Origin of the sequence: Dyadobacter sp. CY345, assembly GCF_021502725.1 — a bacterium.
GTDB lineage: Bacteria > Bacteroidota > Bacteroidia > Cytophagales > Spirosomataceae > Dyadobacter.
The window spans coordinates 1-24,322 of sequence record NZ_JAKFFS010000007.1 but is presented as its reverse complement, the minus strand read 5'-3'; the positions used below and the strand labels follow the sequence as shown (position 1 = coordinate 24,322).

General features: G+C 40.7%; 19 protein-coding genes and 1 pseudogene. 2 read left to right on the top strand and 18 right to left on the bottom strand.

All coding sequences use genetic code 11. The features are described from left to right. Positions 1–298: 298 nt before the first annotated feature. The 6 genes from L0657_RS25415 to L0657_RS25390 all read right to left on the bottom strand — a co-directional run bounded on the left by L0657_RS25415 (position 299) and on the right by L0657_RS25390 (position 7,468). Entirely contained in the window at positions 299–1,060 is a 762-nt protein-coding gene (locus L0657_RS25415; protein ID WP_235153598.1) for a ThuA domain-containing protein, read from the bottom strand. After that, a complete protein-coding gene (locus tag L0657_RS25410; protein ID WP_235153597.1) occupies positions 1,057–2,226 on the bottom strand; it encodes a glycoside hydrolase family 18 protein in 1,170 nt (389 codons plus the stop codon). Before L0657_RS25410 ends, L0657_RS25415 begins: the two co-directional genes overlap by 4 nt. Before the next feature lie 227 nt (positions 2,227–2,453). Next, positions 2,454–3,362, bottom strand: a complete 909-nt coding sequence (locus tag L0657_RS25405; protein WP_235153596.1) for a DUF1684 domain-containing protein — start codon at positions 3,360–3,362, stop codon at positions 2,454–2,456. A gap of 178 nt (positions 3,363–3,540) precedes the next feature. Then, positions 3,541–4,383 (bottom strand): serine O-acetyltransferase, encoded by an 843-nt coding sequence (locus L0657_RS25400; protein ID WP_235153595.1) that lies wholly within the window; start codon positions 4,381–4,383, stop codon positions 3,541–3,543. Between the two features lie 102 nt (positions 4,384–4,485). Continuing rightward, positions 4,486–6,564 carry a family 2A encapsulin nanocompartment cargo protein cysteine desulfurase gene (locus L0657_RS25395; protein WP_235153594.1) on the bottom strand — a complete coding sequence of 693 codons (2,079 nt, stop codon included), beginning with the start codon at positions 6,562–6,564 and terminating at the stop codon, positions 4,486–4,488. Continuing rightward, positions 6,548–7,468 (bottom strand): family 2A encapsulin nanocompartment shell protein, encoded by a 921-nt coding sequence (locus L0657_RS25390; RefSeq protein ID WP_235153593.1) that lies wholly within the window; start codon positions 7,466–7,468, stop codon positions 6,548–6,550. The genes L0657_RS25395 and L0657_RS25390 overlap by 17 nt, the downstream gene beginning before the upstream one ends. A 409-nt stretch (positions 7,469–7,877) precedes the next feature. On the opposite strand from L0657_RS25390, the gene L0657_RS28215 reads away from it, so the two are divergent. Continuing rightward, on the top strand, positions 7,878–8,306 hold the full coding sequence (locus L0657_RS28215) for a transposase (RefSeq protein WP_409015103.1): 429 nt from the start codon (positions 7,878–7,880) through the stop codon (positions 8,304–8,306). Between the two features lie 123 nt (positions 8,307–8,429). Here the strand turns inward: L0657_RS28215 and L0657_RS25380 are convergent, their stop codons facing one another. Together L0657_RS25380 and L0657_RS25375 are read right to left on the bottom strand one after the other, a co-directional pair. After that, a complete protein-coding gene (locus L0657_RS25380) occupies positions 8,430–9,338 on the bottom strand; it encodes a cyanophycinase (protein ID WP_235153592.1) in 909 nt (302 codons plus the stop codon). 137 nt (positions 9,339–9,475) lie between these two features. Next, positions 9,476–10,204 carry a DUF481 domain-containing protein gene (locus tag L0657_RS25375; RefSeq protein WP_235153591.1) on the bottom strand — a complete coding sequence of 243 codons (729 nt, stop codon included), beginning with the start codon at positions 10,202–10,204 and terminating at the stop codon, positions 9,476–9,478. A gap of 309 nt (positions 10,205–10,513) precedes the next feature. Here L0657_RS25375 and L0657_RS25370 point away from each other — a divergent pair, with 309 nt between their 5' ends. Then, entirely contained in the window at positions 10,514–13,906 is a 3,393-nt protein-coding gene (locus L0657_RS25370; protein WP_235153590.1) for a DEAD/DEAH box helicase, read from the top strand. A gap of 144 nt (positions 13,907–14,050) precedes the next feature. Here L0657_RS25370 and L0657_RS25365 read toward each other — a convergent pair whose 3' ends face one another. The 10 genes and pseudogenes from L0657_RS25365 to L0657_RS25320 form a co-directional block, all read right to left on the bottom strand. Further along, complete coding sequence (locus tag L0657_RS25365) at positions 14,051–14,323, bottom strand: UBP-type zinc finger domain-containing protein (RefSeq protein ID WP_235153589.1); 273 nt, start codon at positions 14,321–14,323, stop codon at positions 14,051–14,053. Next, on the bottom strand, positions 14,323–15,984 hold the full coding sequence (locus L0657_RS25360) for a response regulator (RefSeq protein ID WP_235153588.1): 1,662 nt from the start codon (positions 15,982–15,984) through the stop codon (positions 14,323–14,325). Before L0657_RS25360 ends, L0657_RS25365 begins: the two co-directional genes overlap by 1 nt. 28 nt (positions 15,985–16,012) lie before the next feature. Beyond that, positions 16,013–17,431, bottom strand: a complete 1,419-nt coding sequence (locus L0657_RS25355; RefSeq protein ID WP_235153587.1) for an ATP-binding protein — start codon at positions 17,429–17,431, stop codon at positions 16,013–16,015. A gap of 179 nt (positions 17,432–17,610) precedes the next feature. Then, positions 17,611–18,570 carry an L-histidine N(alpha)-methyltransferase gene (locus tag L0657_RS25350; RefSeq protein ID WP_235153586.1) on the bottom strand — a complete coding sequence of 320 codons (960 nt, stop codon included), beginning with the start codon at positions 18,568–18,570 and terminating at the stop codon, positions 17,611–17,613. A 78-nt stretch (positions 18,571–18,648) separates the two neighbouring features. Next, positions 18,649–19,806, bottom strand: coding sequence for an ergothioneine biosynthesis protein EgtB (gene egtB / locus L0657_RS25345; protein WP_235153585.1), 1,158 nt, complete (start codon positions 19,804–19,806; stop codon positions 18,649–18,651). Next, positions 19,787–21,367 carry an ABC transporter permease/substrate-binding protein gene (locus L0657_RS25340; RefSeq protein ID WP_235153584.1) on the bottom strand — a complete coding sequence of 527 codons (1,581 nt, stop codon included), beginning with the start codon at positions 21,365–21,367 and terminating at the stop codon, positions 19,787–19,789. Before L0657_RS25340 ends, egtB begins: the two co-directional genes overlap by 20 nt. Continuing rightward, positions 21,364–22,320 carry an ATP-binding cassette domain-containing protein gene (locus L0657_RS25335; protein ID WP_310588307.1) on the bottom strand — a complete coding sequence of 319 codons (957 nt, stop codon included), beginning with the start codon at positions 22,318–22,320 and terminating at the stop codon, positions 21,364–21,366. The genes L0657_RS25340 and L0657_RS25335 overlap by 4 nt, the downstream gene beginning before the upstream one ends. A gap of 69 nt (positions 22,321–22,389) precedes the next feature. Then, on the bottom strand, positions 22,390–23,772 hold the full coding sequence (locus L0657_RS25330) for a mercuric reductase (RefSeq protein WP_235153583.1): 1,383 nt from the start codon (positions 23,770–23,772) through the stop codon (positions 22,390–22,392). An 11-nt stretch (positions 23,773–23,783) separates the two neighbouring features. Next, positions 23,784–24,065, bottom strand: coding sequence for a DUF427 domain-containing protein (locus L0657_RS25325; RefSeq protein ID WP_235153582.1), 282 nt, complete (start codon positions 24,063–24,065; stop codon positions 23,784–23,786). A 147-nt stretch (positions 24,066–24,212) separates the two neighbouring features. Then, a pseudogene (locus L0657_RS25320) lies at positions 24,213–24,322 on the bottom strand (IS982 family transposase); the annotation flags it as partial.

Below are 24,322 nucleotides of genomic sequence, written 5' to 3'. Positions count from 1 at the left end.
ATTCTTGCTCACAGACCATCGAAATTTATTGTTTTGATGCTAACTCAATAACAATAACCGAATTAACTATTGTTAAGTAAATTATGCAAAGCTTAGGACTGTCTGATAAATTGTTACAAAACAAATCAGGTATAGATGTTTTCTGTCATTTCTGTTTGTAGATTTTTTCAACAAAAAATGGTGCTTAAGGCTAATTATTATAGTCAATACGTGCATCCTCTATACGATAAACCGAATCACCCCTCCCTGAATCATACAATTTTATAATTTGAAAAAAGGTGATTATGAAAAACATATACTATTTCCCAACTGCCCAGAATATTGCATTTTTGAACATGGTTGTATAAGCTTTATTTTCAAAAAGATCCGGAGAATGCCCCATGAAAATGTAAACATTTCTGGCTGCAATTTTCGGGTTTGACCATACCACAGGATGATCGCCCATTTTTATTCTGGAATCCGGTTTGTAAGAAGATTCAACTACGCTTGCCAGTACTTCTACATTTGGCCGCGGACTTTTATCATAGGTATACCATTCTTCGGTATTGACCGTAAAAGATGCCGGAACACCTATCATAACCGGATGCGTTTTGTTTTCCACGTTCACTTTCCCGGAAGCAAATGTGGAAATATAATCCTGATACCGGATTCCGCCCATGAATTCTGAAAACCAGTTCCACATAGGATAATCGTCAAATTCTCCGAGTAACGTAGCGTGATGAAAACCAATCCAGCCACCTTTTCCTTCCTTGATATATTTTTCAAATGCAGTCCCTGCGGTCGGTGTCCAGGCATAAGGAGGAAAATCGAGCTGGATGAAGAGTTGATATCGGCTTAAAAAAGCATCATTAATTTTAGCCGTATTGTCAACATAATCGACGGTAAAATTATTTTCCTCCGCCAGCTTATCGAGCCAAACTTTCGCAGCTTTCGAATACTGAACATGATGGCCACCGTTTTCCGCGATGGCCAACACTTTGAAATCAGGTTTTTTCTCTGCGAAAGTGACGTTACTAATCAGAAGGAATAAGCCAGCAACAGCAAAAAGGAGTATTTTCATTTGAATGATTTGTTGATCTCATCAAGCAAATAACCTTTCGGATCTGAATTGTATTCCCAGAACATCACGCCGCCTAACTTATTATCAAGCACGTATTTACATTTCTCGGCAACCGATTTTTCATCATCATAACCAATAAATACTTTCGTCTTTTCATTATATAAATAAGGAGCTTTTGCAGCATCATCGCGATATTCCTGATAACCTTTTTTGTTAACCAGACTGTCTTTGATATAGCTATATCCATCGATGTAAGCTTTCGCGACAGAAGTCTCGCCGAGAATAGTTTTGGAATCTTTACCCAAAGTGAACGAACGACCATAAAATGGAATCCCGAGCACGATTTTCGAAGCTGGAACGCCTGCATTCATGTAAGCTTTTACGCCATTATCAGCTGATTTTCTAGTCTTGAATTTGTCCGTCGCATATAAGGCTGCATGATGAACCACCGTATCGCCAGAGAAAAGATCATATGTCATAAGGTTAACAAAATCCAGATATTGCTGTGCTTTTCCCATTTCTGAATGCGGAATAAATTCTTCCCAGCCAGCAACAGCCGTTGTCAAAAGTTTTTTATCTCCCTCTTCTTTTTCAAGTACATCCAGTTCTTTTCTGATCGCTTCGAACATCAGCGTAAAATTTTCCTTATCCTCCGGGCGAAACACGTTGCCCTCTTCACCAGGCATGGCAGGATATTCCCAGTCGATATCAACTCCGTCGAGCTTATACTTTTTGATAATATCAACTGAACTTTTCGCAAATTTCGATCTTGAACTATCCGTCAAAACCGCGTCAGAAAAGTTTTCGCTCCACGCCCATCCGCCGATCGAAATGAGGATTTTTAGATCAGGATTAATCTTTTTCAACAGATTCAGTTTTCTAAAATTGGTTGAGTCCGTTTTTTCGTTGGTCAGAAAAGCTTTTCCGTCCTGCACATTGACAAAAGCATAATTGATATGCGTCAGCTGGTTAGCCTTAATTTCATCCGTATTGACAAGTCCGTGAAAACCGCCGACGTAACCAATAATGACTGGCTTGGTTGCCGCTGTTTTTTCCGTTTCCTTTTCCTTTGTGCCGCAAGATATAACAGAAGCGGTCAGCGCGATGCCAGCGACTAAAGAGAAGATAGTTTTTTTTAATTTTGAGTTTTGAAACAATGTGTTCATTTTATAAGGGTTAGGTTTGAAATTTTGCAAATCAGATGCAACCCAAATGTCTGATAAAATTTTCTTGAAATCTAATTTATTGCACTGCTATCGGCTTTCGGCGATCGGCAGTCAGATTTTGGTGATTCAGCTTTTTATGGAATTACCCTTTATTTCTCAAACAAAAAACCACGACATTTTTTAGTGTCGCGGCTTAGTTTTACCAGTGGTAAATTTAAGAGTTGGGATTAGTGATGACCATATTTTTTTTCACCGGCCGTTACTGATACCGCCAATATATTTTGTTTTGGAGGCAATGGACAAGTGGCATACGGCGTGAAAGCACAAGGCGGGTTGATCGCTTTATTGAAATCCAGATAAGTATAACCTTCGGCGTCCAGTTTTTGAGTATATATAAAACGGCCTGAACCGTATGTCACATTCTTATTTGTGTTATCACCAAAAAGGATAAAAAATCCTTCGCCTGATTTTAACGCATCCAAACGATATTCTTTTCCTTTGATATTGAAAACCAGTACACCCGGAGAATCCTGCTGATCCAATCTGCCTGTTATATCAATGATTGGAATTTTCCTCCCTTCCGTCGGCTCAAATTTTGCTTTAACTTTCCAGTCTTCGGATATCGGATAAGTTTCAATTCCCTTAAATTCTTTCAAAAAAGGACTTTCCAGGTCTTTCAATCGAACGGCGAATTTGTCCCCGCGTTTGATTATAAACCACCGCAGTGATTTATGTTTTAAAATAACAGCTTTGTCAGAAGGAAAAATATCAAGCTTGGTAACCGCAGCGGCGGCCGCAGGCTGGTCATTGTAATAAATTTCAGCTTCCGGTTTTGCTTCGAGCGTGATCTGTCCGCTTTTTACAATAAACGCTCCAAGATATGCCGGACTTTTATCCGGCGGAAACACAATTTTGTTTTTCCCATCTCCGCCGAATGAATTTCTCCCTTCTTCAAGCCAGAACAAACCTGCTAAATTCAGCCAGCCATTTTCCTTTTTTAACGCTTCCTCTCGCTCCTTATGCCATGCTTTAATTTCGCTTTCATAAGCACTATCGCTTACAAAACTTAGTGATGCGAATCCCAAGGCGATTAAGCCCAGAATTCGGGAAGTCCTGACTTTGAAATATGTTGTCATAATAGGAGCAAAAATTTGGTTTAACACATAAACTGAAAATGCCAATTTCCCTTTTGATCACAGCGATGGTTGGATGATCAAATTTACTATATAAATTTTATAGACTATATATACAAATAGGTCAAATCCTGGAATTTACCACAAGAAAGAGTAGATAGGGTTTGAGGTGAAATGGACATTACAGACTGCTGTTGTTTGAGTCAGCAATGATTTCCCGCGGTGTAATTCTTAGCTGATGCGTGTTAAATACCTGAGAATAAGGCTCAATACTTTTTGTTAAAAACACACTGCCCCCAATTATGCTGTTTCGGCCAATGACGGTATCGCCTCCCAGAATCGTTGTGCGGGCATAAATAATGACATTGTCTTCTACGGTTGGGTGCCTCTTGATATCAGCCAGATCTTTGGCAACCTGCAAAGCGCCAAGCGTTACGCCCTGATAAATACTGACATTTTTTCCAATAAAAGTCGTTTCACCGATTACAATCCCAGTACCGTGATCGATCATAAATGGCACACCGATGGTTGCATTCGGATGTATGTCAACGCCCGTTTTTCCATGTGCATACTCGCTGACGATACGCGGAAGAATAGGAATTTTGAGCTGTGTCAGTTTGTTAGCGATTCTATAAACGGTTATTGCATAAAATCCGGGATAAGAAACGATTACCTCATTGACACTTGTTGCAGCCGGATCGTATTCATAAATCTTGCTGGCGTCAAGACGTAAATCCTGATAAATACTTTCCAGCGCGTTGTAAAAATCACTGACGACGCCTACAATATCCAGTCCGGAAGGTTCAAGATAACTCAGCAGAATATTCTCCAGATCAATCTGATTTTTCTTTAAAATACCTTCATACGAGGATTTTTTCGGCAAATGATTACTTGGAAATAGAAATTGTACGAGATCATTCAGCCATGAAATTGCATCCTGAGAAGATGGTGTGGCCTCCCACTCGGCACTGTGGGTTTTCCTGAGTAAATCAATTAAAGACTGGGTATTCGTTATTTTATTCATTAATGACAGTAAAATAAAAACCAGCTGTTTGTTTCAATTTAAATATAAAAATGAAACGAACAGCCGGTTTTATTTAGTAATTTTTCTATTAACTGAGGACAACTATCTGCGGGATCCGCGAAGGCGATACAAAGTCTCCACCAATACATCCACATCCGAGCAGGTATTGTAAAAAGCCAGCGAAGGACGAACCGTTGTCTCCACACCAAATCTTCTCAAAATCGGCTGGGCGCAATGGTGCCCCGAACGAACCGCGATTCCCTGCTGGTTCAAAGCCGCTCCAACCTCTTCCGTTTTGTAACCCTCAAAGACAAATGATAACACCGAAGCTTTCTCCGGTGCAGTGCCAATTAAACGCAAACCTGGAATATCTTTCATAAGCTGCGTCGCATACACCAACAAATAATGTTCATACTGATGGATGACGTCGATTCCAATTTTATTGACGTAATCAATCGCAGCACCCAAACCTACCGCATCCGCAATATTTCCTGTCCCCGCTTCAAACCGGTTTGGCGCATCATGAAATTGTGTATGTTCAAATGTCACATCCTGAATCATGTTTCCTCCACCCTGCCATGGCTGGGTTTCGTTTAATAAATCTTCCTTACCATAAAGCACACCGATACCGGTTGGCCCGAAAACTTTATGACCAGAAAATACAAACCAGTCGCAATTCAGATCTTGTACATTCGAACGCAAATGGGAAACAGACTGAGCACCATCAACCAAAACTTTTGCCCCGGCAGCATGTGCCATTTCAACCATTCGTTTGGCAGGCGTAACCGTCCCTAATGCATTGGAAACCTGTGTAAAAGACACGAGTTTCGTTTTGGGATTTAATAATTTCGCATATTCGTCCAGCAAAATCTGACCGTCGTCGTCAACCGGTATCACACGAAGTTTCAATCCTTTCTTCGCTGCGAGTTGCTGCCAGGGAACAATGTTGGCGTGATGTTCCAGATTGCTGACAATAATCTCGTCACCAGCATTCAGGTTTTGTTCACCCCAGGTTTTAGCTACAAGGTTAATTGCTTCTGTCGCTCCACGGACAAAAATTATTTCGTTAACCGAGCTGGCATTCAGGAAAATCTGTACTTTTTGACGGGCACTTTCGTAAGCATCCGTCGCACGTGCAGCAAGCTCGTGCGCCGCACGGTGAATGTTAGAATTTTCGTGTTCGTAAAAATAAGTGATCCGGTCAATTACCGATTTTGGCTTCTGCGTGGTTGCCGCGTTGTCCAGCCAGATAAGTGGTTTTCCATTTACTTTTTCCTGTAAAATGGGAAAATCCTGTTTGATAAGTTTTACATCAAATGGAGCTGCACCCGTGCCGTTTTGAATATGAGGAAAAGATTTTCCGGTAAGCTGCGAACTTTGATTCTGGTGTACAGCAAACGGATCATTTCCCTGAAAACCGGCACCAGACAAGAAGTAATATTGTGCACTTCCCAATCCCGGGTTTGACGGTAATTGAGGTGAATTTTTAAACGTATTAATGGAAGACCAAAGATTTTGGACGTCGGGCTCGAAAGCGGTATCCGGAGAAAAAGGAAAAGTATTTGCATAACTCGGTCCGTGTTGAATAACGGAAGGAGAAACTCCGCTTCCTGCTACCGAATGTGGTACATGTCCCAAACCCGTCGACTGAGCCGTTGAAGGCACGCCCATATGAGGATCATGAAAACCAGTTTGCGGATCTTTCAAATTCACGGCATTTCCCTGGTGTGCCGCTGAAGGAGAAATTCCGCTTCCAGCCACAGACGGCAACTGATGGCTGGGACCAGGATAATCTGTCTGAGACGATATAAGCTCTGGTTTTCCAGTCTGCGAATCATTCAGGCGAACCTGATTTACTGCATTCTGAGTACCTGATGACGAAATACCAAATCCGGAAACAGGCGTATGCTGCACAGGAAAATGCGGATCCGCCAAACTTGTCTGAGGATCGCTCACATTAAAGCCATCTCCTTTACTAAACAAAGAAGGCAAGCGGTCATGAACAAGATTGATTGATTTTTCAAGTCTTGGATGATCCGAAAGATCAGGCGAAAAATTTGCTTTCGGCAACTCGTTTGGAAGCAGAGAAAAAAGCTCATTAGCCAGTTTCTCGATTTCCGTCACATCCGGCAAGCCTGAAATATTTCCGTCAGAGGGAAATTGATTAATATTTATACTCATGATAGTTTCCTATTTCGACGTCTTCAAGTACCGCAATCGCATCATCAACCAACACCGCCAGCGAGCAGTAAAGAGAAACAAGATAAGATGCAATTGCTTTATCATTAATACCCATAAAACGTACTGATAATCCCGGAGACTGCTCTCCCGGCAAGCCCGGCTGATAGAGACCTACAACGCCCTGACGACTTTCGCCTGTGCGAAGTAATAAGATTTTGGTCTTACCGTCTTCGATTGGCAATTTGTCAGAAGGGAAAAGTGGAATACCTCTCCAGGTGATAAACTGAGAGCCAAAAAGGGAAACGGTTGGAGGCGGTACGCCTTTACGCGTGCATTCTCTTCCGAACGCTGCAATTGCTTTTGGATGTAACAAAAAGAAACCCGGCTCTTTCCAGACTTTCGAAATTAATTCGTCAAGATCATCCGGCGTCGGTGCTCCTGTACGCGTTGAAATTCTTTGTGAAGGTGCAATACTGGCAATCAAACCATATTCTTCATTATTGATCAGCTCACTTTCCTGACGTTCCTTGATACTTTCGATGGTCAGGCGAAGCTGCTCACTGATCTGGTTATACGGCTTGCTATACAAATCCGAAACGCGTGTGTGAACATCTAAAACCGTATTGACTGCGGTCAGGTTATATTCCCGCGGGTTTTCTACGTAATCAATAAAAGTATGCGGAAGTTCGCGCTCATCACGTCCGGAACAATCCACTTCAGCCACACTGCCATCTTTTACTTTATTGAGCCGATAAACGCCAGACTCCACAGGAATCCAGTTCAATAAATGAGTCAGCCAGCGCGGAGTAATTGATACCATTTGAGGAACGGTACGCGTTGCGATGGCTAACTGCCTGGCTGCTACGTCGCCTAATGCAGTTTGCTTTTGGTTAGAATTTGGCATTTTTCTTATAATTAATTTTTCAGAATTAAAACTCTCTAAAATGAGGCGGAAGACTTGTAGAAGGATAGAACCCGCAACACAAAAATAGACGATTGAAATTGTGGCGATAGGAAAAAACAGGTAGCCTACCACAAACCCTGTTTTATAAAAGGCCTCAAATATATACGTTGCCAAATAATTAGGTGGTAATGGGCTAAGTCATTCTGATATCCGATGGATATATTTCAAATATAGACCTTAAAGGAAAATTAAATTTTCCACAAAACTCTATCGTCTTACTGGATTTCAACAAATTATCAATTGCTGAACGTACCACAAAAATTATTTATATACTAATTCCATAGACTATATATTTTTATTCAAATAAGTATGTAAATTTGGCGTATAGTGTATCCAGAACTTTTAGATTATGCTTTCAAAAGATCTTATCAGTGTCTACAAAAATGAAGAGTTAGCGGTAGAGGCGTTTAAGGAGTACAGGATCAGAAAGGGAATCTCCTGCAAAAAATGCGGCTGCAATGACCATTACTGGCTGTCATCTAAGCATCAGTTTCAATGTAAAAAATGTAGGTTCCGGACGACTTTACAAAGCGGTACGCTTTTGGAAGGAAGCAAGCTGCCTGTTTCATATTTTTTCATTGCTTTGCATTTATTGATAAAAAAAGGAAACGATCTTAAAATCGAAGAATTTCAGGAACAGACCGGACATAAATACAGTGAGCCACTATATGATTTCCTGCGAAAAATTAAACTATATCTCAAAAACAATGAACACAATGCTATACTTATCGATTTTCTAGAAGTGGTGAATGAGAACTTTATTTTGAAAGAAAATTGAGGGAGGCTATCTGCCATCGGCTTTCGGCTGTCAGTTCCTGGCTATGATAATTTTATAGGAAGAAACCTGTCACCTTTGTTTTTTGCGCTGATAGGTTTTTGATTATTAGTCTGATAGCGCCGCTTACTCCTTTTTTAAACTTTCGGCGATTACTTTCCGCTCTTTCAGATCGTATTTCTGGCCTTGTTTTAAGAAGAAAAATGGCCCCTGGTAATTTGTTTCAGGACCGTTTCCATCTGAAAACTTTCTTTCTTTTGGAGATATGATCGTGTTATAATCATAGACAGCGACATAAGATCTGCCAACCACCTCAAATACGTCTTTCTGAACGACGATGGCGGTTGCTTCATCCAATCCTATTCCGATTATTTCCGGCGACTGGCGAATAAATTCGATAAGGTCAAACTGGCGATTACGGCGTAGCAAATGCTGGTCAATGGCAGAATTTTTTAAAAAGCCCAATCCTTGTGTATGATCGCCAACTAGGATGTGCGCGCCTTTGGTATCGCCTCTCCACAGAAATGATCCCTGGATACTCGCTCCGGCAGATGTTCCGGAAATAACGCCTCCCCTCTCCAAAACTTCCTGAAAGGCCTTATGCGTTAAAGTATTCAGATAAGAATCTGCGATCCGCCATTGTCTGCCGCCAACAAAATATATACCGGTCGCTGCTTTTATCGGGGCAATAAATTTTTCACTGTTCGCTTCGGTCAGGTTATTGGTATGCAGCATCGTGACATTTTTTATACCTGTTTCCCGTTTTACCAATTCTACACCATCCGTTTTATAAGCCGCAGAATCGCCGGCTGCTGCAGTAATGACCACAATTTTCGCTTTCTCTTTACCACCAGCCAGCTCAACAAATTTATTCCATATCTCAGGCGTTGCTCCACCGCCACCAATGATGATCAGGGAACCTTTTTCAGGACCGTGCCGTGTTGGCGTTTCATGAATCGTGATAGGAGTTTGGCCGAAAGATTTTATTCCGGCAAGCAAAAACAAGATAAAGAAGCTGCGCGTAAATGTATTCATAAGTGAAGTTATAAAGCTGGTTACAACGTATTTTAATGATTAAATACATGATAACTAACGGTCTACTTCCCGAAAAGAAATGTTCTCGTTTATTTGATACTATTTCCTGCTTCACTCCTAGGAGGATAGAATATTTTCTATTGTCTGTTTCCAACCGACACACCGAACGTGATGCGGGAATCATTTCTTTTTCTCCCGGCTTCAACAAGATTTTCGTATGAGTTTTCGTAACTCGTTCTCAGCGCAACCCATTTGTTGACTGGGAATTCTACGGAAATCACAGTATTCCAGCGAAGATTAGAAATGTCAGTTACAGCTGGTTGAACAAAAGTGATATGGTTGATCCTGAATCGGTCTTTTGCAAAAGAATGTTTTCCTTTGACTCGGAAAGAATTTCGCTGGATGCTTTTAGTAGGCAGCTCACGAAAGTTGGTCGATTCGTGTACAAGTGCATTTGTCAATAATATTTTATTTTTATCAGTATTCAACAAACGGTAACCAATACCAGCGCCACCCATGATCCGCATTGTAATTCCACGAAGATTACTCGTTTCCAAAGTCCCCAGCCCAAACACATACGTTTTTCGTTTTTTGAAAACATCGACAAACAAATCCACATAAGAGTCCCGCTCGGCCAAAATTCCGTTTTGCTTGCCATAGGTAAAACGCGGATTTGTAGCAATCGACAATACGGGACCACTCGTAATAATTTCTGCCCGGAGCACCATTAAACTGCGATTCACATTACCGCTTGTGAAATTTCCATCTCCAATAAATCGGTACGTTATTGTATCAAGTTTGAAAAGAATTGGTGGGGCCACAATGCTATCTTTTTGAATCGGCGCCAGCGTTGCGGAATCTGCCACGGCCACGCTATCTGTAACTGTTTGTTGACTATAAGAAAATGTACATATTGTGAGGAGGAAAGATGTTAACAAATAAAAAAAATGGCTATAATTAAGTTTTCTCATAACTGGAATTTACTGTAATACTTCGGCCGATCTGACTTTAACGGTCTGTTTTAGATAGGAAATAGTAAGAAAACAGCACCCGATCTCGATGCTTCTTTAATATAATAACACTTTTAGCTTGCTTATATTTTCTTCAAATAAACTTAATTTCGACCATTGGAGATAGCTTTCCAGTCTTAAATAATTTGAGGAAACGAAAAAAGAATGCTGAAAAAACCGGGTATAATCGAGCGGGTCAATGAATTAAAATATCATCGGAACGAATATATTTTTGAGAATTTCAATATTTCCGCCCTGGACCATGCTTTCCTTTTAAAGTATAGTTCTTCGCTTGCAGAAACAGGTCGGAGAGGTTTTTTCGACATTTTGCCGAAGGTTATTGAAATCAATTTCGGCACATTTTCCATTCCGTCTCCGGCAATGGACCTGATCGTTTCAGTCAAACAATCTGATAATTCGGTAATACTTTCCTGCCCCTGTGGCGCGGAGAAAAAGATGCCTTGTGAGCATCAGGTTCAGGTTTTATATAACATAATGGATCGGAAAGATCTGCGTATTTTTTTCGACAAAAAGCTCCGGCTCGCGCAGGTAAGACTTATTGCGATTGATTATGGGCTGGAAAATGAGCCAAATCTGGATGAATATTTCAGGCTGGAACATGCGAATAAATCCGTTGAAATAAAACCAAAATTAAAACAGCTTTTTGCGGTAAATGATACTACAAAAACCTATCTGAAAGAAATTCTGATTCCTAAGCAAAACCCGCTTTTGCCAAAAACCTCGGGCGCAAAAGACGTCTCAAAGATGATCGTCGTTTTCGGCCAGCATAAATATTACGATCATTTTTACGTAGAACTTTTTGAAGCACAGACTACAAAAGACGGGAAGCTGAAAAATCCGTTAATTTCAATTAATCCGCTGGATTTTATTTGGAAACTGGAAAATGCCGAAGAGTTGAAATTTTTTACCGGCGTTTCTAAATTTCAAAATCAGTACCGGTCCGGAAAATCAGATTCTGATATTGATGGATTAAAATCGCTCGTAAAAAATCCGCTGAAATTACCGGCCTTTTACCACGACATAAAAGTTTCAGAAAGTATTTCGGCAGCGTCGCTGATACCCGTTCAGATGCGGGATTTGCCTGTTGATCTTCACTTACTGGTTGATGTGAAGGACAAATTTCATGAAGTTTCCGGACAGCTGATTGTTGATGGAAGGCCATTCGCGCTGGAAATCCTGAAAATCAGGTATGGCTATTTTGTCGTGATTAATGACACCATGCATCTGATCGAGAATCCCGACATTTTGCGCGTGATTGAGTTTTTCAAACAAAACAACAATGAGATACTATTCCACGAAAGCAAATTCGAAGAATTCCATCATACCGTTCTTTCAAAAATTGAAGATAAAATCCGGGTTACCTATGCTTACCTAAAACCTGCAACACAGAAACAATTAAAAGAAAATGGTTTTGAAAGAAAAAATGAGCAATTGATTTATCTGTCTGATCTGGATAATTATATTTTGATCACGCCGGTTATGCGTTATGGAAATGTTGAAATCCCAGTTCTATCCAAAAAGCAGATTTTTTTCACAGACAGTAAAGGGCGGCCCTTTACAGTGGAACGTGATGAAGAGCTGGAAGTTCAGTTTACGGCAACTTTATTAAGACAACATCCTGATTTTTATGATCAGATGGGTGCGGATCATTTCTATTTAAGTAAAAACAGGTTTTTGGATGAAGGCTGGTTTCTTGATGCTTTCGAAGAATGGCAGAATCAGAATATAACAATTTTAGGTTTTAATGAATTAAACAACAACAAGTTAAATCAGAACAAAGCCACTGTCTCACTTAGTATTAACAGCGGAACAGATTGGTTTAATACGCGAATTCAGGTGAAGTTTGGGAAGGAAACAGTTTCACTGAGACATCTGCATAAATCCATTCGCAATAAAAATAAATTTGTTCAGCTCGGCGACGGAACGCATGGAATTTTACCCGAAGAATGGATTGAAAAATTTGCCAGATATTTTGAAACAGGCGAGGTTGTGGGCGAAGAAATCCGTACCCCAAAAATTAATTTTTCCGGTATTTTGGAATTATATGATGACGAGGTTTTAAGTCAGCCAGTGAAAAATGAGCTGATGTTATATGCTTCTAAATTCGCAGATTTCGAGTCCATCAAGCCGGTTGAAATCCCGAAAGATCTACACGCGTCACTGCGTGAATACCAGAAAGAAGGTTTAAACTGGCTCAATTTTCTCGATGAATTCGGTTTCGGCGGCTGCCTGGCTGATGATATGGGTTTGGGGAAAACAATACAGGTGATCGCATTTATTTTATCACAACGAGAGAAAGGTCACCAGAATACCAATCTGATCATCGTTCCGACGTCCCTGATTTTCAACTGGCAGGCAGAGGTTCAGAAATTTGCGCCATCCATAAAAATTCATACGGTATATGGATCAAACCGGGTGAAAAGTCATCACGAGTTTGATGCGTACGAGATCGTTTTAACTTCCTACGGCACATTACTTTCTGATATTAAATTTTTGAAGGATTATCGTTTCAACTACATATTTCTTGACGAATCGCAGGCGATTAAAAATCCTGAATCACAACGTTACAAAGCGGCGCGGTTGCTTCATTCCAGGAATAAAATTGTCCTGACAGGAACACCGATCGAGAATAATACTTTTGATCTCTACGGTCAGCTTTCATTCGCGTGCCCGGGTTTGCTGGGAAACAAAATTCAGTTTAAAAATCACTATGCCATTCCAATTGACCGTTTTGAAGACAGCAAACGCGCAAGAGAATTACAGAAAAAAGTCAATCCGTTTATTTTAAGAAGAACAAAACAGCAGGTTGCGACAGAATTGCCGGACAAAACGGAAATGGTGATCTACTGTGAAATGGGTGCTGAACAACGAAAAGTTTACGATTCATATTCGAATGAATTCAGGAATTTTTTGCTTACAAAACAGGAAGGCGATTTGTCGCGCGACAGCATGAATATTCTTGCCGGGCTAACAAAACTCAGACAAATTTGCAACTCTCCGTCTTTGATCAATGATCAGGAATATTATGGAGATTCGTCGGCGAAGATTGAAGTTTTGATCGAACAAATTGAAACCAAGGCGCCTCAGCATAAAATTTTGGTGTTTTCTCAGTTTGTAAAAATGCTGGATCTGGTCAAGAAGGAGCTTGTCGCAAGAAATATATCTTTCGAATATTTAACAGGGCAAACGAAAAATCGTGCTGAGAAGGTCAATAATTTTCAAAATAATCCCGAAGTCAGGGTTTTTCTGATCAGCTTAAAAGCGGGAGGTGTCGGGCTTAATTTAACCGAGGCAGATTATGTTTATCTGATCGATCCGTGGTGGAATCCGGCTGTTGAAAATCAAGCCATTGACAGAAGTTATCGTATAGGACAAAAGAAAAATGTTGTTGCCGTTCGTTTGATCTGTCCGGATACCGTGGAAGAAAAAATTATGAAAATGCAGGATTCAAAAAGAGATCTTGCTAACGATATAGTAAAAACGGATACTTCGATTTTGAAATCGTTAAGCAAAAGTGATTTGCTTGGGTTGTTGTAGCAGCAGTTTCGTAGCTACTCTATGTCACCCTCTCAGGGTTTCGGTTGTGGAGCATTAATGTTCTTTCTATAATAATTTCATCCCTTCGGGATTATAGAAAGGGCTGAATATTTAGATTATTCAGCCCTCTTTTGTATTTAATGCTTAATTATATTCCGCAAATGATTCATCTTCATAACACCACAGCCAATACTCACCAGGCTCAGCTGAATTTATTACCGGATGGCCGGTCGCGTGGTTATGTTTGGTCATATGAGTTGATGGTGAATCATCGCAGCAAAGCGTTATCCCACAAGTCTGGCAGGTGCGCAGATGCACCCATTTCCCGCCCGTTTTTACACATTCTGTACACTCACGCTTTTGCGCGGTTTTAATTTCAGTGATCGCACTGATATGACTGCATATCTGATCTGCCATTATATTTCGCTTAAATATTGATGAACCAAACTGATTGACATAGAACCTTCTCCAACCGCAGAAGTGACACGGTTCATAGCACCTGCACGTACATCGCCGGCGGCGAAAATACCCGGAGAACTTGTTTCCAAAAGGTACGGATCGCGGTCAGCTTTCCAGACTTTTTTGAACTCACCGTAGTTATTCATTTCACGGCCCGTTTCGATAAATCCTTTTTTATTTTTAATAATTTCAAGGCCAATCCAGTCTGTATATGGCTTTGCACCTATAAAAATAAATAAAGCATCGGCTGAAACCGAACGCTGTTCGCTTGTATTCAAATCAACCAGTTTCAAACCCTGCAAATGACCATTTCCGCAAGCCTCAACAATTTCAGTACAACCCAAAATCTGAACATTTTCTGTCGTGGAAAGCTGATCGATCAGGTATGAAGACATGGATGAGCTCAGGTCATTTTTACGCACCAGAATATAGACGTGTTTCGCAAATTTAGACAAATACATCGCCGCTTGTCCTGCCGAATTTCCACCACCAAGAATATAAACTTCCTTATTTCCGCAGGAAGTGGCTTCCGTATTGGCGGCACCATAATAGATTCCCTTTCCGGTAAAATCCTCGATACCTTTGGTTTCCAATTTACGATAATCAACACCCGTCGTTATAACAACCGCTTTTGCATTAATTTCAGTATCGTCTTCCAGCACAATGGTTTTATACTTGTCCTTCACTTTAATCTCTTTTACCGACTGAGGCGAAAGAATTTCCGTACCAAATCGTGTCGCCTGGGTGACCGCTCTGCGGGCGAGATCTGCACCGCTCAGACCAGATGGAAATCCAAGATAATTCTCAATTCTTGAACTCGTTCCGGCTTGTCCGCCCGGCGCTCTTCTTTCAATCAGCAAAGTACTGAGTCCTTCCGAAGCCCCATATACGGAAGCTGCCAAACCAGCTGGTCCGGCCCCTATAATGATAACATCATAAATCTGCTGTTTAACCGTCGCGTTCAATCCGATTCTTGAAGCAATTTCAAGTACAGAAGGATTTTTAAGCAGCGAGCCATCTTCAAATATGACAACCGGAAAATCCGCGGTTTCAAAATTATTGGTAGAACAAATCTGCTTCCCCTGCTCACTTGACTCGATATCCATCCAGGAATAGGGAATCAAATTACCATAAAGGAAATCTTTTATCTGATGCGATTTTGGCGAAAACTGATAACCTAACACTTTAAGGCCTTTGAAATCAGGGCGATAATCTGCCTGCCAGTCGTTCAATAAATCATCAATTGCCGGATATAATTTTTCCTCAGGAGGATCCCACGGTTTCATCAGGTAATAATCCAGCTGCACATCGTTAATCGCCTTGATCGCCGCGTCGGTATCCGAATAGGCAGTCAGCAAAACCCGTTTAGCATCCGGAAAAATTTTCTTCGCTTTTTGTAAAAAGTCAACACCTTGCATTTCCGGCATTCGCTGATCCGATATGAAAATGGCAACTTCTTCGCCTTTATTTTGCAAATCAAGCAAACTCTCCAAAGCTTCCTTTACAGACGACGTGCTCAAAACCCGGTAAGTATCCCGATACTTCGTTTTTAGGTCGCGGGTGATGGCTCTCAGAACCTGCGCATCATCATCAATTGAAAAAATAATCGGCAAACCCATATATCGTCTTTTTTCTATTTAAAGCTAATTATCCGTTGATTGGAAAACAAACCACAAACTCAGTTCTTCCAGGAACGGAGTCGACGGAGATTGTCCCTTTGTGCTGCTTTACAATTCTGGTAACTACATCAAGTCCCAAACCAGTTCCCTGACCGATTTTTTTTGTTGTAAAAAACGGATCAAATATTTTTTTCCGGATATCATCCGGAATTCCTGCACCATTATCAATTACTGAAACACATACGAATTCTCTGTCGCGTCTTGTCTTCAATGTCAGTACCGGATTTTCTCTTCCTTCCAAAGCATCCGTAGCGTTGTCGATCAAATTCGTCCATACCTGATTTAACTCACCAATCATGGCTTTAACCGGCGGGAGACTTTCATCATAATCTTCAATGACAGTCACATTCGCCTTTTTGATTTTATAATTGAGCATGATCATCGTATTTCTTATACCCGTACGGATATCAGCAAATACTTTGTCGCCACCGCCATCCATGTGCGTAAAAGTTTTTACTGAACTGACAAGTTCCGAAATCCTTTTTGACGCCAGCCCAATTTCCGACACCATCCGTTCTGTGGTAAAACTATTATTAATCCATATCAGCAACGGAGATAATTTGCCTTCGGGAATATACGTTTTAATCTCTTCCAGATCTTCAATAGAAAGACCAAATTCTACAAAATTTTCGGCCATGTCATAGACGTTATTTATTCCCTCCTGCGAATCCAGCCAGTCAGAAATTTCATCCTCTTTGTCTGCACGTTCCATCATATTCAGCACAGGACGTTCCTTGTTATCCAGTGCTTTATGAATTTTGCTATTGACACTTTCGATATCAGCGGTATCCAATCGGATAGAAATCAATTGTTTAAAAGCATCTGGCAGACATTGCAGATGTTTTTCAAGCGAGGCAGAGCCACGAACGATCGCCGCTGCCGGATTGTTGAGCTCATGTGCAAGCCCGGCTGAAAGTTTCCCCAGTGCCATCATTTTCTCGCTTTGCTGTTCACGCTCTGTAAACTCTTTGATTCGCGAGGCCATCACGTGGACAAAAACCTGGGTCAGTTCATAGTTGAGCTGAATGAGATCTCTCATTTTGTCTTTCGACAACGAAATAACCTCCGTTTCTTCAAGACAGACCGCGTTTGCAAAGAAGTTTTTAGCACGGGAAAATGGTAACAGACCAGTAATTGAGCCCTCTCCTACGTCTGATACAGAAAGTTTTTGATTATTTTGCATCCTGTAAAATTCAACACGCCCGCGAAGGATAATATGCGTATAAACAATTGGATCGTTGATCTTCCCAAAAAATTCGCCTTCTTCAAAAATCCGGTGTTCACTTTCATCAATAAACCATTGCAGCTGCTCGTCAGGCACATCTTTTAAAGCTTCAATAACCTTTAAATCTTGTACTGTGACCTCTTTTGTGGCGACTTCCTTCATGACGATCGAAATTTAGGATTTGGTTTACTTTTAAGCGAAACGAGTCTTGTAATTTGCATAACACCAAAATTAAACAATCTGTCACAAGCTGTTTGTGTAAATTTTGGTTACAAACTATTTTAAATACAAAAGGCCTTGCCGTAAAGCAAAGCCCAAAATAATCGATACAAAGAATTTCCTTATTTAGTCCATAAACTATCGGTAAAATAATGCTTGCAATCCAGAAAATTTTCAATCAGTTCAAAGCCATTATTGCTGGCAAGATTTTCTATTTCTAAAAGCGAATATTTTTTAGACAACTCTGTCCATATCAGCTCATTTTGTAGGAAAGCGTAAGACTTATCTAAATTTGCAATATAAACATCCTGCTGTTTTAAACTCACCAAATAACTTCTCACCTCACCGTTTACCGGATTGTAATGAGAATAAAAATCAAAAAATTCTTTCCTGAAATTTCCGCCCAGTTCGTTGTTTATCCGCTGCAACAAGTTCATGTTAAACGCTTTCGTAATTCCCTGACTATCATTATAGGCATCCCGAATTACGGCAGGATTTTTTTGAAGATCGAAACCGATCAGCAGCTTGTCACCCGTTTTCATATGCTGGTGAAATTGTCCAAGCAAATCATTGGCTTCCTGATCCTGGTAATTCCCGATATTACTGCCCAGAAACAAAAATAATCCCGGCTCCTCCAATGAGAACAACTCCTCCATCATGGTGAAATAGTTGCCAACAAGCGATTTAATTTTTAATCCCGGTAAATAGTCAAGCATATTGGCTTCCAGCTCATCAATCGCTTTCTGAGAAATATCGATAGGGACGTAGGTAAAATCCACCTGTTTTTCAATCAGTTTTTTTAGTAACTGACGAGTTTTGATACCATCTCCGGCACCAAATTCTATGATATTAAAAGGTTCCTCAAAGTTTAATTTTCTGAGAATATCTTCTCCCTGCAATGACAAAATCTCAAATTCGCAGGGTGTCGGATAATATTCAGGCATTTTCATAATATCCTGAAAAATGACGCTGCCAAGATCATCGTAAAAATATTTTGAAGATATGGTTTTAAAAGGTGCTGTCAGCCCTTCGTCAATATCCTGTTCAAAAGTTGATATAGCACTTACGGTTGTGATTTCCATTTTTTAAGTTTGTTGATGGTTAGGTATTAGCTGTTGGTAATTAGGAATAGCTAACAGCTAATGCCTAATCGCCAACAGCTATTTCACCAATCGTATTCCGGTATATTGCCAGCGTTCGTCGGTGTGAAAAAAGTTACGATATGTATTTCTACTATGGTCCGGCGAAGTGGCCACTGACGCTCCACGCAACACCATGGTATTGATCATGAATTTTCCATTATATTCTCCGACAGCTCCTTTTGCCTTGGTAAAATTCGGATAGGCCAGATAAGCGCTGTTCGTCCATTCCCACCTTTTTCCCCAGGCAAAATGATATGATGCGATTTCCCATTCAAATTCTGTCGGCAGTCGCATTTCTTTCCATTGTGCATAAGCCCAGGCCTCATAATAACTGACATGGCAAAGCATCGCCTTCGGGTTCAATTTCTGCAAACCTCCCAACGTAAAATAATGCCACTCGCCATTGATCTTATGCCAGTACATCGGAGAATCGATCTGGTTTTCATTCACCCAGGACCAGCCCTCGTCCAGCCACAAATTAAAATCCTGATAACCACCAGCATCTATGAATTCTATAAACTCTTCGTTGGTAACCAGCGACTTACTGATCTCAAAATTCTGGGCATAAACCTTATGCCGGCCTTGTTCATTATCGAAACAAAATCCGTCTCCCTGATATCCGACCTCGTAAATGCCTTCATTGATTTGAACAAAACCTGTTTCTGAATTCACATCATCAACGAGATTATGATCAGGATCATACACCGGAAAAGTTGGGTTATGTCCTAAAATATATTTGATATCTGTCACCAGCAATTCCTGATGCTGCTGCTCGTGGTGCAAACCTAACTCAATCAGCGTCAAAGCCTTTTCGTCATCCAGCGTGGCCAGCAGAATGTTCATAAACTCATCCACATATTTGCGATATGCGTACACATACGATACCTTCGGGCGCGTAATATTTCCCCTATCCGTTCTCAGGACGCGGTCGCCGACATTGTTGTAATAACTGTTGAATAAATAGTTGAAGGTTTCATCGAAAACCTTGTAGTCTTCGACGTGATTTTTCAAGATGAATGTTTCAAAAAACCATGTTGAGTGCGCTAGATGCCATTTTGGAGGACTTACAAACGGAACCGGCTGTGGTACATAATCTTCCGTTTCGAGAGGTTGACAAATCTGTTCAGTATACTTTCTGACGAGGTTATATCTTTCCCTAATGTTGGTGGTTCTCATTAGACAAATAATTTTTTAAATCTGAAATAGTCTTAATACGCAAGGATTGTGCCTGACTTCTCCGCATCATCAAAGCGTAGGCGTTATTAAACCCAATCGGTTTTAGCCAGCTCAATTTGTACTGATCAGAAAACTCTTTTTGAACAAAATCAAATACTTTCTCACGGTTTCCAATAATCGGGTCCAGCGTTTTTTTGTCAGGTTTTAAAATAACGAGAAGTCCGGTGCCGGTATATTCCGGGTACATATCGATCTCATTATTGGTTAATGCATCAAAACAAATTTTTGTTCCGCCAAGACCTGTTCGGGTTACAACTTTAAGTTTTGTGTTTCCTTCGATCAGCATTTTATACATGTTGATCAGGATATATTGCTCAGCAAATATTTTTGACCCTAAACGAATAATACCTGCTTCCGGACCAGTTTGCGGCTTCTTATACAATCCCTTTTCCAGCATAAAATCGAGCGCAACTTTCTCGGGCAATTGTTTCTGATAATCAACACGGTAATTCAACTCTGTCATGATGGAGTCATTGATTACGCCCGACAGAATATCCAAAGCTGGCTGTAATTCCGGGTGTTTTTGGAGAACATCCTGACGAACGAGCGGAGCCGCATAGTAAGGTGGAAAAATTGTTTTATCATCTTCGAGCGTAACCAGATCATAAGCCTTTAACCGACCATCCGTACTATATCCGCTGATTACATCCAGTTTGTTTTCGAATGCCGCTTTATACATCACCGCATCACTGATCACCACGGTAGAAATATCAAGTTTATACTTCGATTTCAGTCCAAGATATCCGTCTTCCCGCCCCATAAATTCAGGCGTGAAACCGGCCAATATTTTTTCAGATGTATAGGGGATGATATAAAAAGACGAGAATAAAATGAGCAGTACCGGCAAGATCAGCGTTACTTTCCTCATTTTTTTCAGGTTTGCTTTTTGAAAAAGTGAGAGTAGAAAATCAAGTAAAATCGCGAGCAATGCCGCAGGAATGGCTCCTGCCAGAATCATGTTCGTATTATTCAAAGCAATTCCGCCGAAGATAAATTCACCCAAACCACCAGCCGCAATGTAAGCAGCAAGCGTCGCCACACCGACATTAATTACCGTCGCTGTCCGGATTCCCGCCAGAATTACCGGCATCGCCAACGGTATTTCGACCTGGAATAATATCTGCCATTTATTCATTCCCATTCCACGCGCAGATTCCGTGATGGCTGGGTCCACGCCTGTAATACCGGTGTATGTATTTCGTATAACAGGCAACAATGCGTAAAGAAAAAGTGCCGCAATAGCCGGTAAAGCGCCAATTCCCAATAGTGGAATCATAAAACCAAGCAAAGCAATACTGGGAATAGTTTGTAGAATTCCGGCGACTCCAAGAACAAACCAGGCAGCCCGTTTTTTATCGGCAATCCAGATTCCAAGTGGTAATCCAACAGCCACGGCAATGAGCAACGAGATACAAGTCAGACCAATATGTGCGATGGTTTGATCCAACAATTTGCCTGACTGCTGCAACATAAACTGCCCCAAATTCAGTTGCTCGTTCATCGGTTTCTTTTATTTTCAAGATAGACAGACTGGATTGTCTGTATTGAAACCTCCTTGTAAGAGTTATCCTCTGAGTTTCTGACAACAAGTGTTTCCTCGTTTTTTTCAGAAAGCATTTCCATACCTTCCCACAGACTCTGATTACTGTTCAAAGAAGGTTTTGATGAAGATGAAGCATCCGTAAGAGATTCCCAAATACTACTAAATTTCAGAGCGCCTAATTCGAGCTGCAAACGTTGGTGGCTGAAAAAATTCCTTGTAAATTCATTAATAGGTTTAAAAATCAGTTCTTCCGGAGAACCTGTCTGAACAATAATTCCTTTGTCCATCAGACAAATCTGATCTCCCAATTCAAAAGCTTCCTGAACGTCGTGCGTTACCAGAACAATTGTTTTACTTTTCAATTCCGGCAATTCCAGAAACTCCTTTCTGACATTTGCTCTTGTAATTGGATCGAGTGCGCCAAACGGTTCGTCCATTAATAAAACCGGAGGATCAGAAACAAGAGCCCTTGCAAGAGCAACGCGCTGCTTTTGCCCTCCGCTTAATTCGTCAGGATATTTGTTGGCATATTCAGTGACCGGAAGTTTCAGCTGATCCAGTAAAATATTGGATCTTTCGCTGGTTCTTACTTTGTCCCATTTCAATAAATTGGGGACGATTGCTATATTTTCTGCAACGGTATAATGCGGAAAAAGGCCATTATTTTGAGAAACGTAACCGATACTACGTCGTAAAATTTCCGGTTGAAGAGACAAAATATTCTTACCATTAATCGTAATTTCTCCATCGGATGGTTCAATCAGCCGGTTAAGAATTTTCAAGGTTGTCGTTTTTCCACAGCCGCTGGTTCCCAGAAAAACCAGCGTCTGACCTTCTTTTACTTCAAAGGAAATATTATTAACTGCCTTGATTCCATTAAATTCCTTACTGACATTTCTGGCAATGATCATCTGGCTTAGTATCGGTTACTACTGTCTCAAAAAACAAATCACACCTCAGCCAACATCACAGCACAAAAATTATTTATCAAGCGTCATAAATAAATTGTTGAGCGATTCAGAATAAGTTGGATGTGCAAAAACACCTTCTTTTAACTGCTGATAGGTAATTCCTCCCATCATGGCCATCTGAACGATGCTTATGATTTCTCCGCCTTCCTCTGCCAATATAGAAGCTCCGAGAATTTTCCCTGTTGCTTTATCTATGACAGCCTTCATCATTCCGCGAGTATCGCCCGTTTCGATGGACCTCGCCACACTTGAATTTGGCATGGTCGCTACCAAAACATCTTTTCCGCTCTCCTTCGCCTCTTGTTCCGTTATACCTACGCGGCCAAGCTGCGGATCGATGAACATGCAATAAGGAACGAGACGATCCTTGATGGATTCGTTGCCATTTTCTATAATATTTTTTCTAATGACACGGTAATCATCATAAGCGATATGGGTAAAAGCCGGCCCGCCTTTAACATCACCCAAAGCGTAAATTCCTTCTGCGGATGTTTCAAGTTTATCGTTAACCTTTACATATCCTTTTTCATTGACATCAACCCCTGCAACGTCCAGCCCAAGATCCGCAGTTTGCGGTTTACGGCCGGCACCTATCAAAACGTGAGTACAGGAAATATTTACAGGTTTTTCGTCAGCGCTTAGAAAAAGATTGATCGTATCACCTTCCTTTTTAATCAGCTCAACTTTACAATCCGTGATGATTTCGATATCTTCTTCCGAAAATATTTTAACAATTTCTCCCGCAATATCTTCATCCTCATGACGTAAAATACGCTCGGATTGTTCCAGTATCGTAACTTTGCTTCCGAAACGGCGAAACATTTGACCAAACTCCAAAGCGATATACCCACTTCCGATAATGGTCAGATGTTCCGGAATTTCGTCAAGCTCCATAATGGAAGTTGACGTAAGATAGTTGATGGTATCAATGCCTTCAATTTCCGGAATGGATGGTTTTTCACCTACATTAATAAAAAATTTATCTGCTGATAATGTTTGTTCGCCGCCGTCATTCAGCTTAACTGTGATTTCTTTTGGACCGGTAAAAACGGCTGTTCCATATATCAGATCCAGATTCTCCGTTTTTTTGATTCCCTTTTCAGAATTTCCCCTCATGCGGTTTACAACCTCATTTTTCCGATCCAGAATTTCATGAAAATCAACAGTATAACCGCCGACATGAATACCAAGTTTTTCACTATTTGCGACCGACCAGGCCAACTTAGCAGAGGCCACCATGGTTTTTGTCGGCGAACAGCCGTCATTAACGCAAGTCCCTCCTACCCAACGTTTTTCAATCAACGCCGTTTTTAATCCTGATTCTGCAAGTTTTTTAGATAAAGGAGTTCCCGCCTGGCCGGAACCAATTACAATTGCGTCATACTTTTGCATATCGACTGGGATCAGGCTCCTATTTGAACACCTTTCCAAAAGGCGATATAGTTTTGAATATTTTTTGCTTCTTCTTTTGGTTCAGGATAGTACCAGGCCGCGTCAGGATTCGACCGTCCGTCCACTTCCAGCGTATAATAAGAAGCTTCGCCTTTCCATGGACAAGTCGTATGCGTAGCCGAAGGAATTAAATACTCCTGGTTTACAGACTGCACAGGGAAGTAATGATTATTTTCTACCACAATTGTTTCGTCGCTTTCTGCGATCACTTGATGGTTCCAGGTTGCTTTCATAAAATTTGATTGATGATATTTATTTGGGCTAACAGTTTTTGAGACAACAACATTAAAATTATGCCTGATTTAAATAAAAAAAGCCGGCAAGCATTAAAGCTTACCGGCATTCACCAGGTTTTTTCTAAATTAACTCGTTGGGTGAAATTATGTAATCTGAATTTTAATATTGTTGATATTTCTTTGATACACGAATTTGTTGATGTATTGAATCGAGGTTAGAGCTGTTATTTTAGCCAAAATTCTCGTTTTAAAAC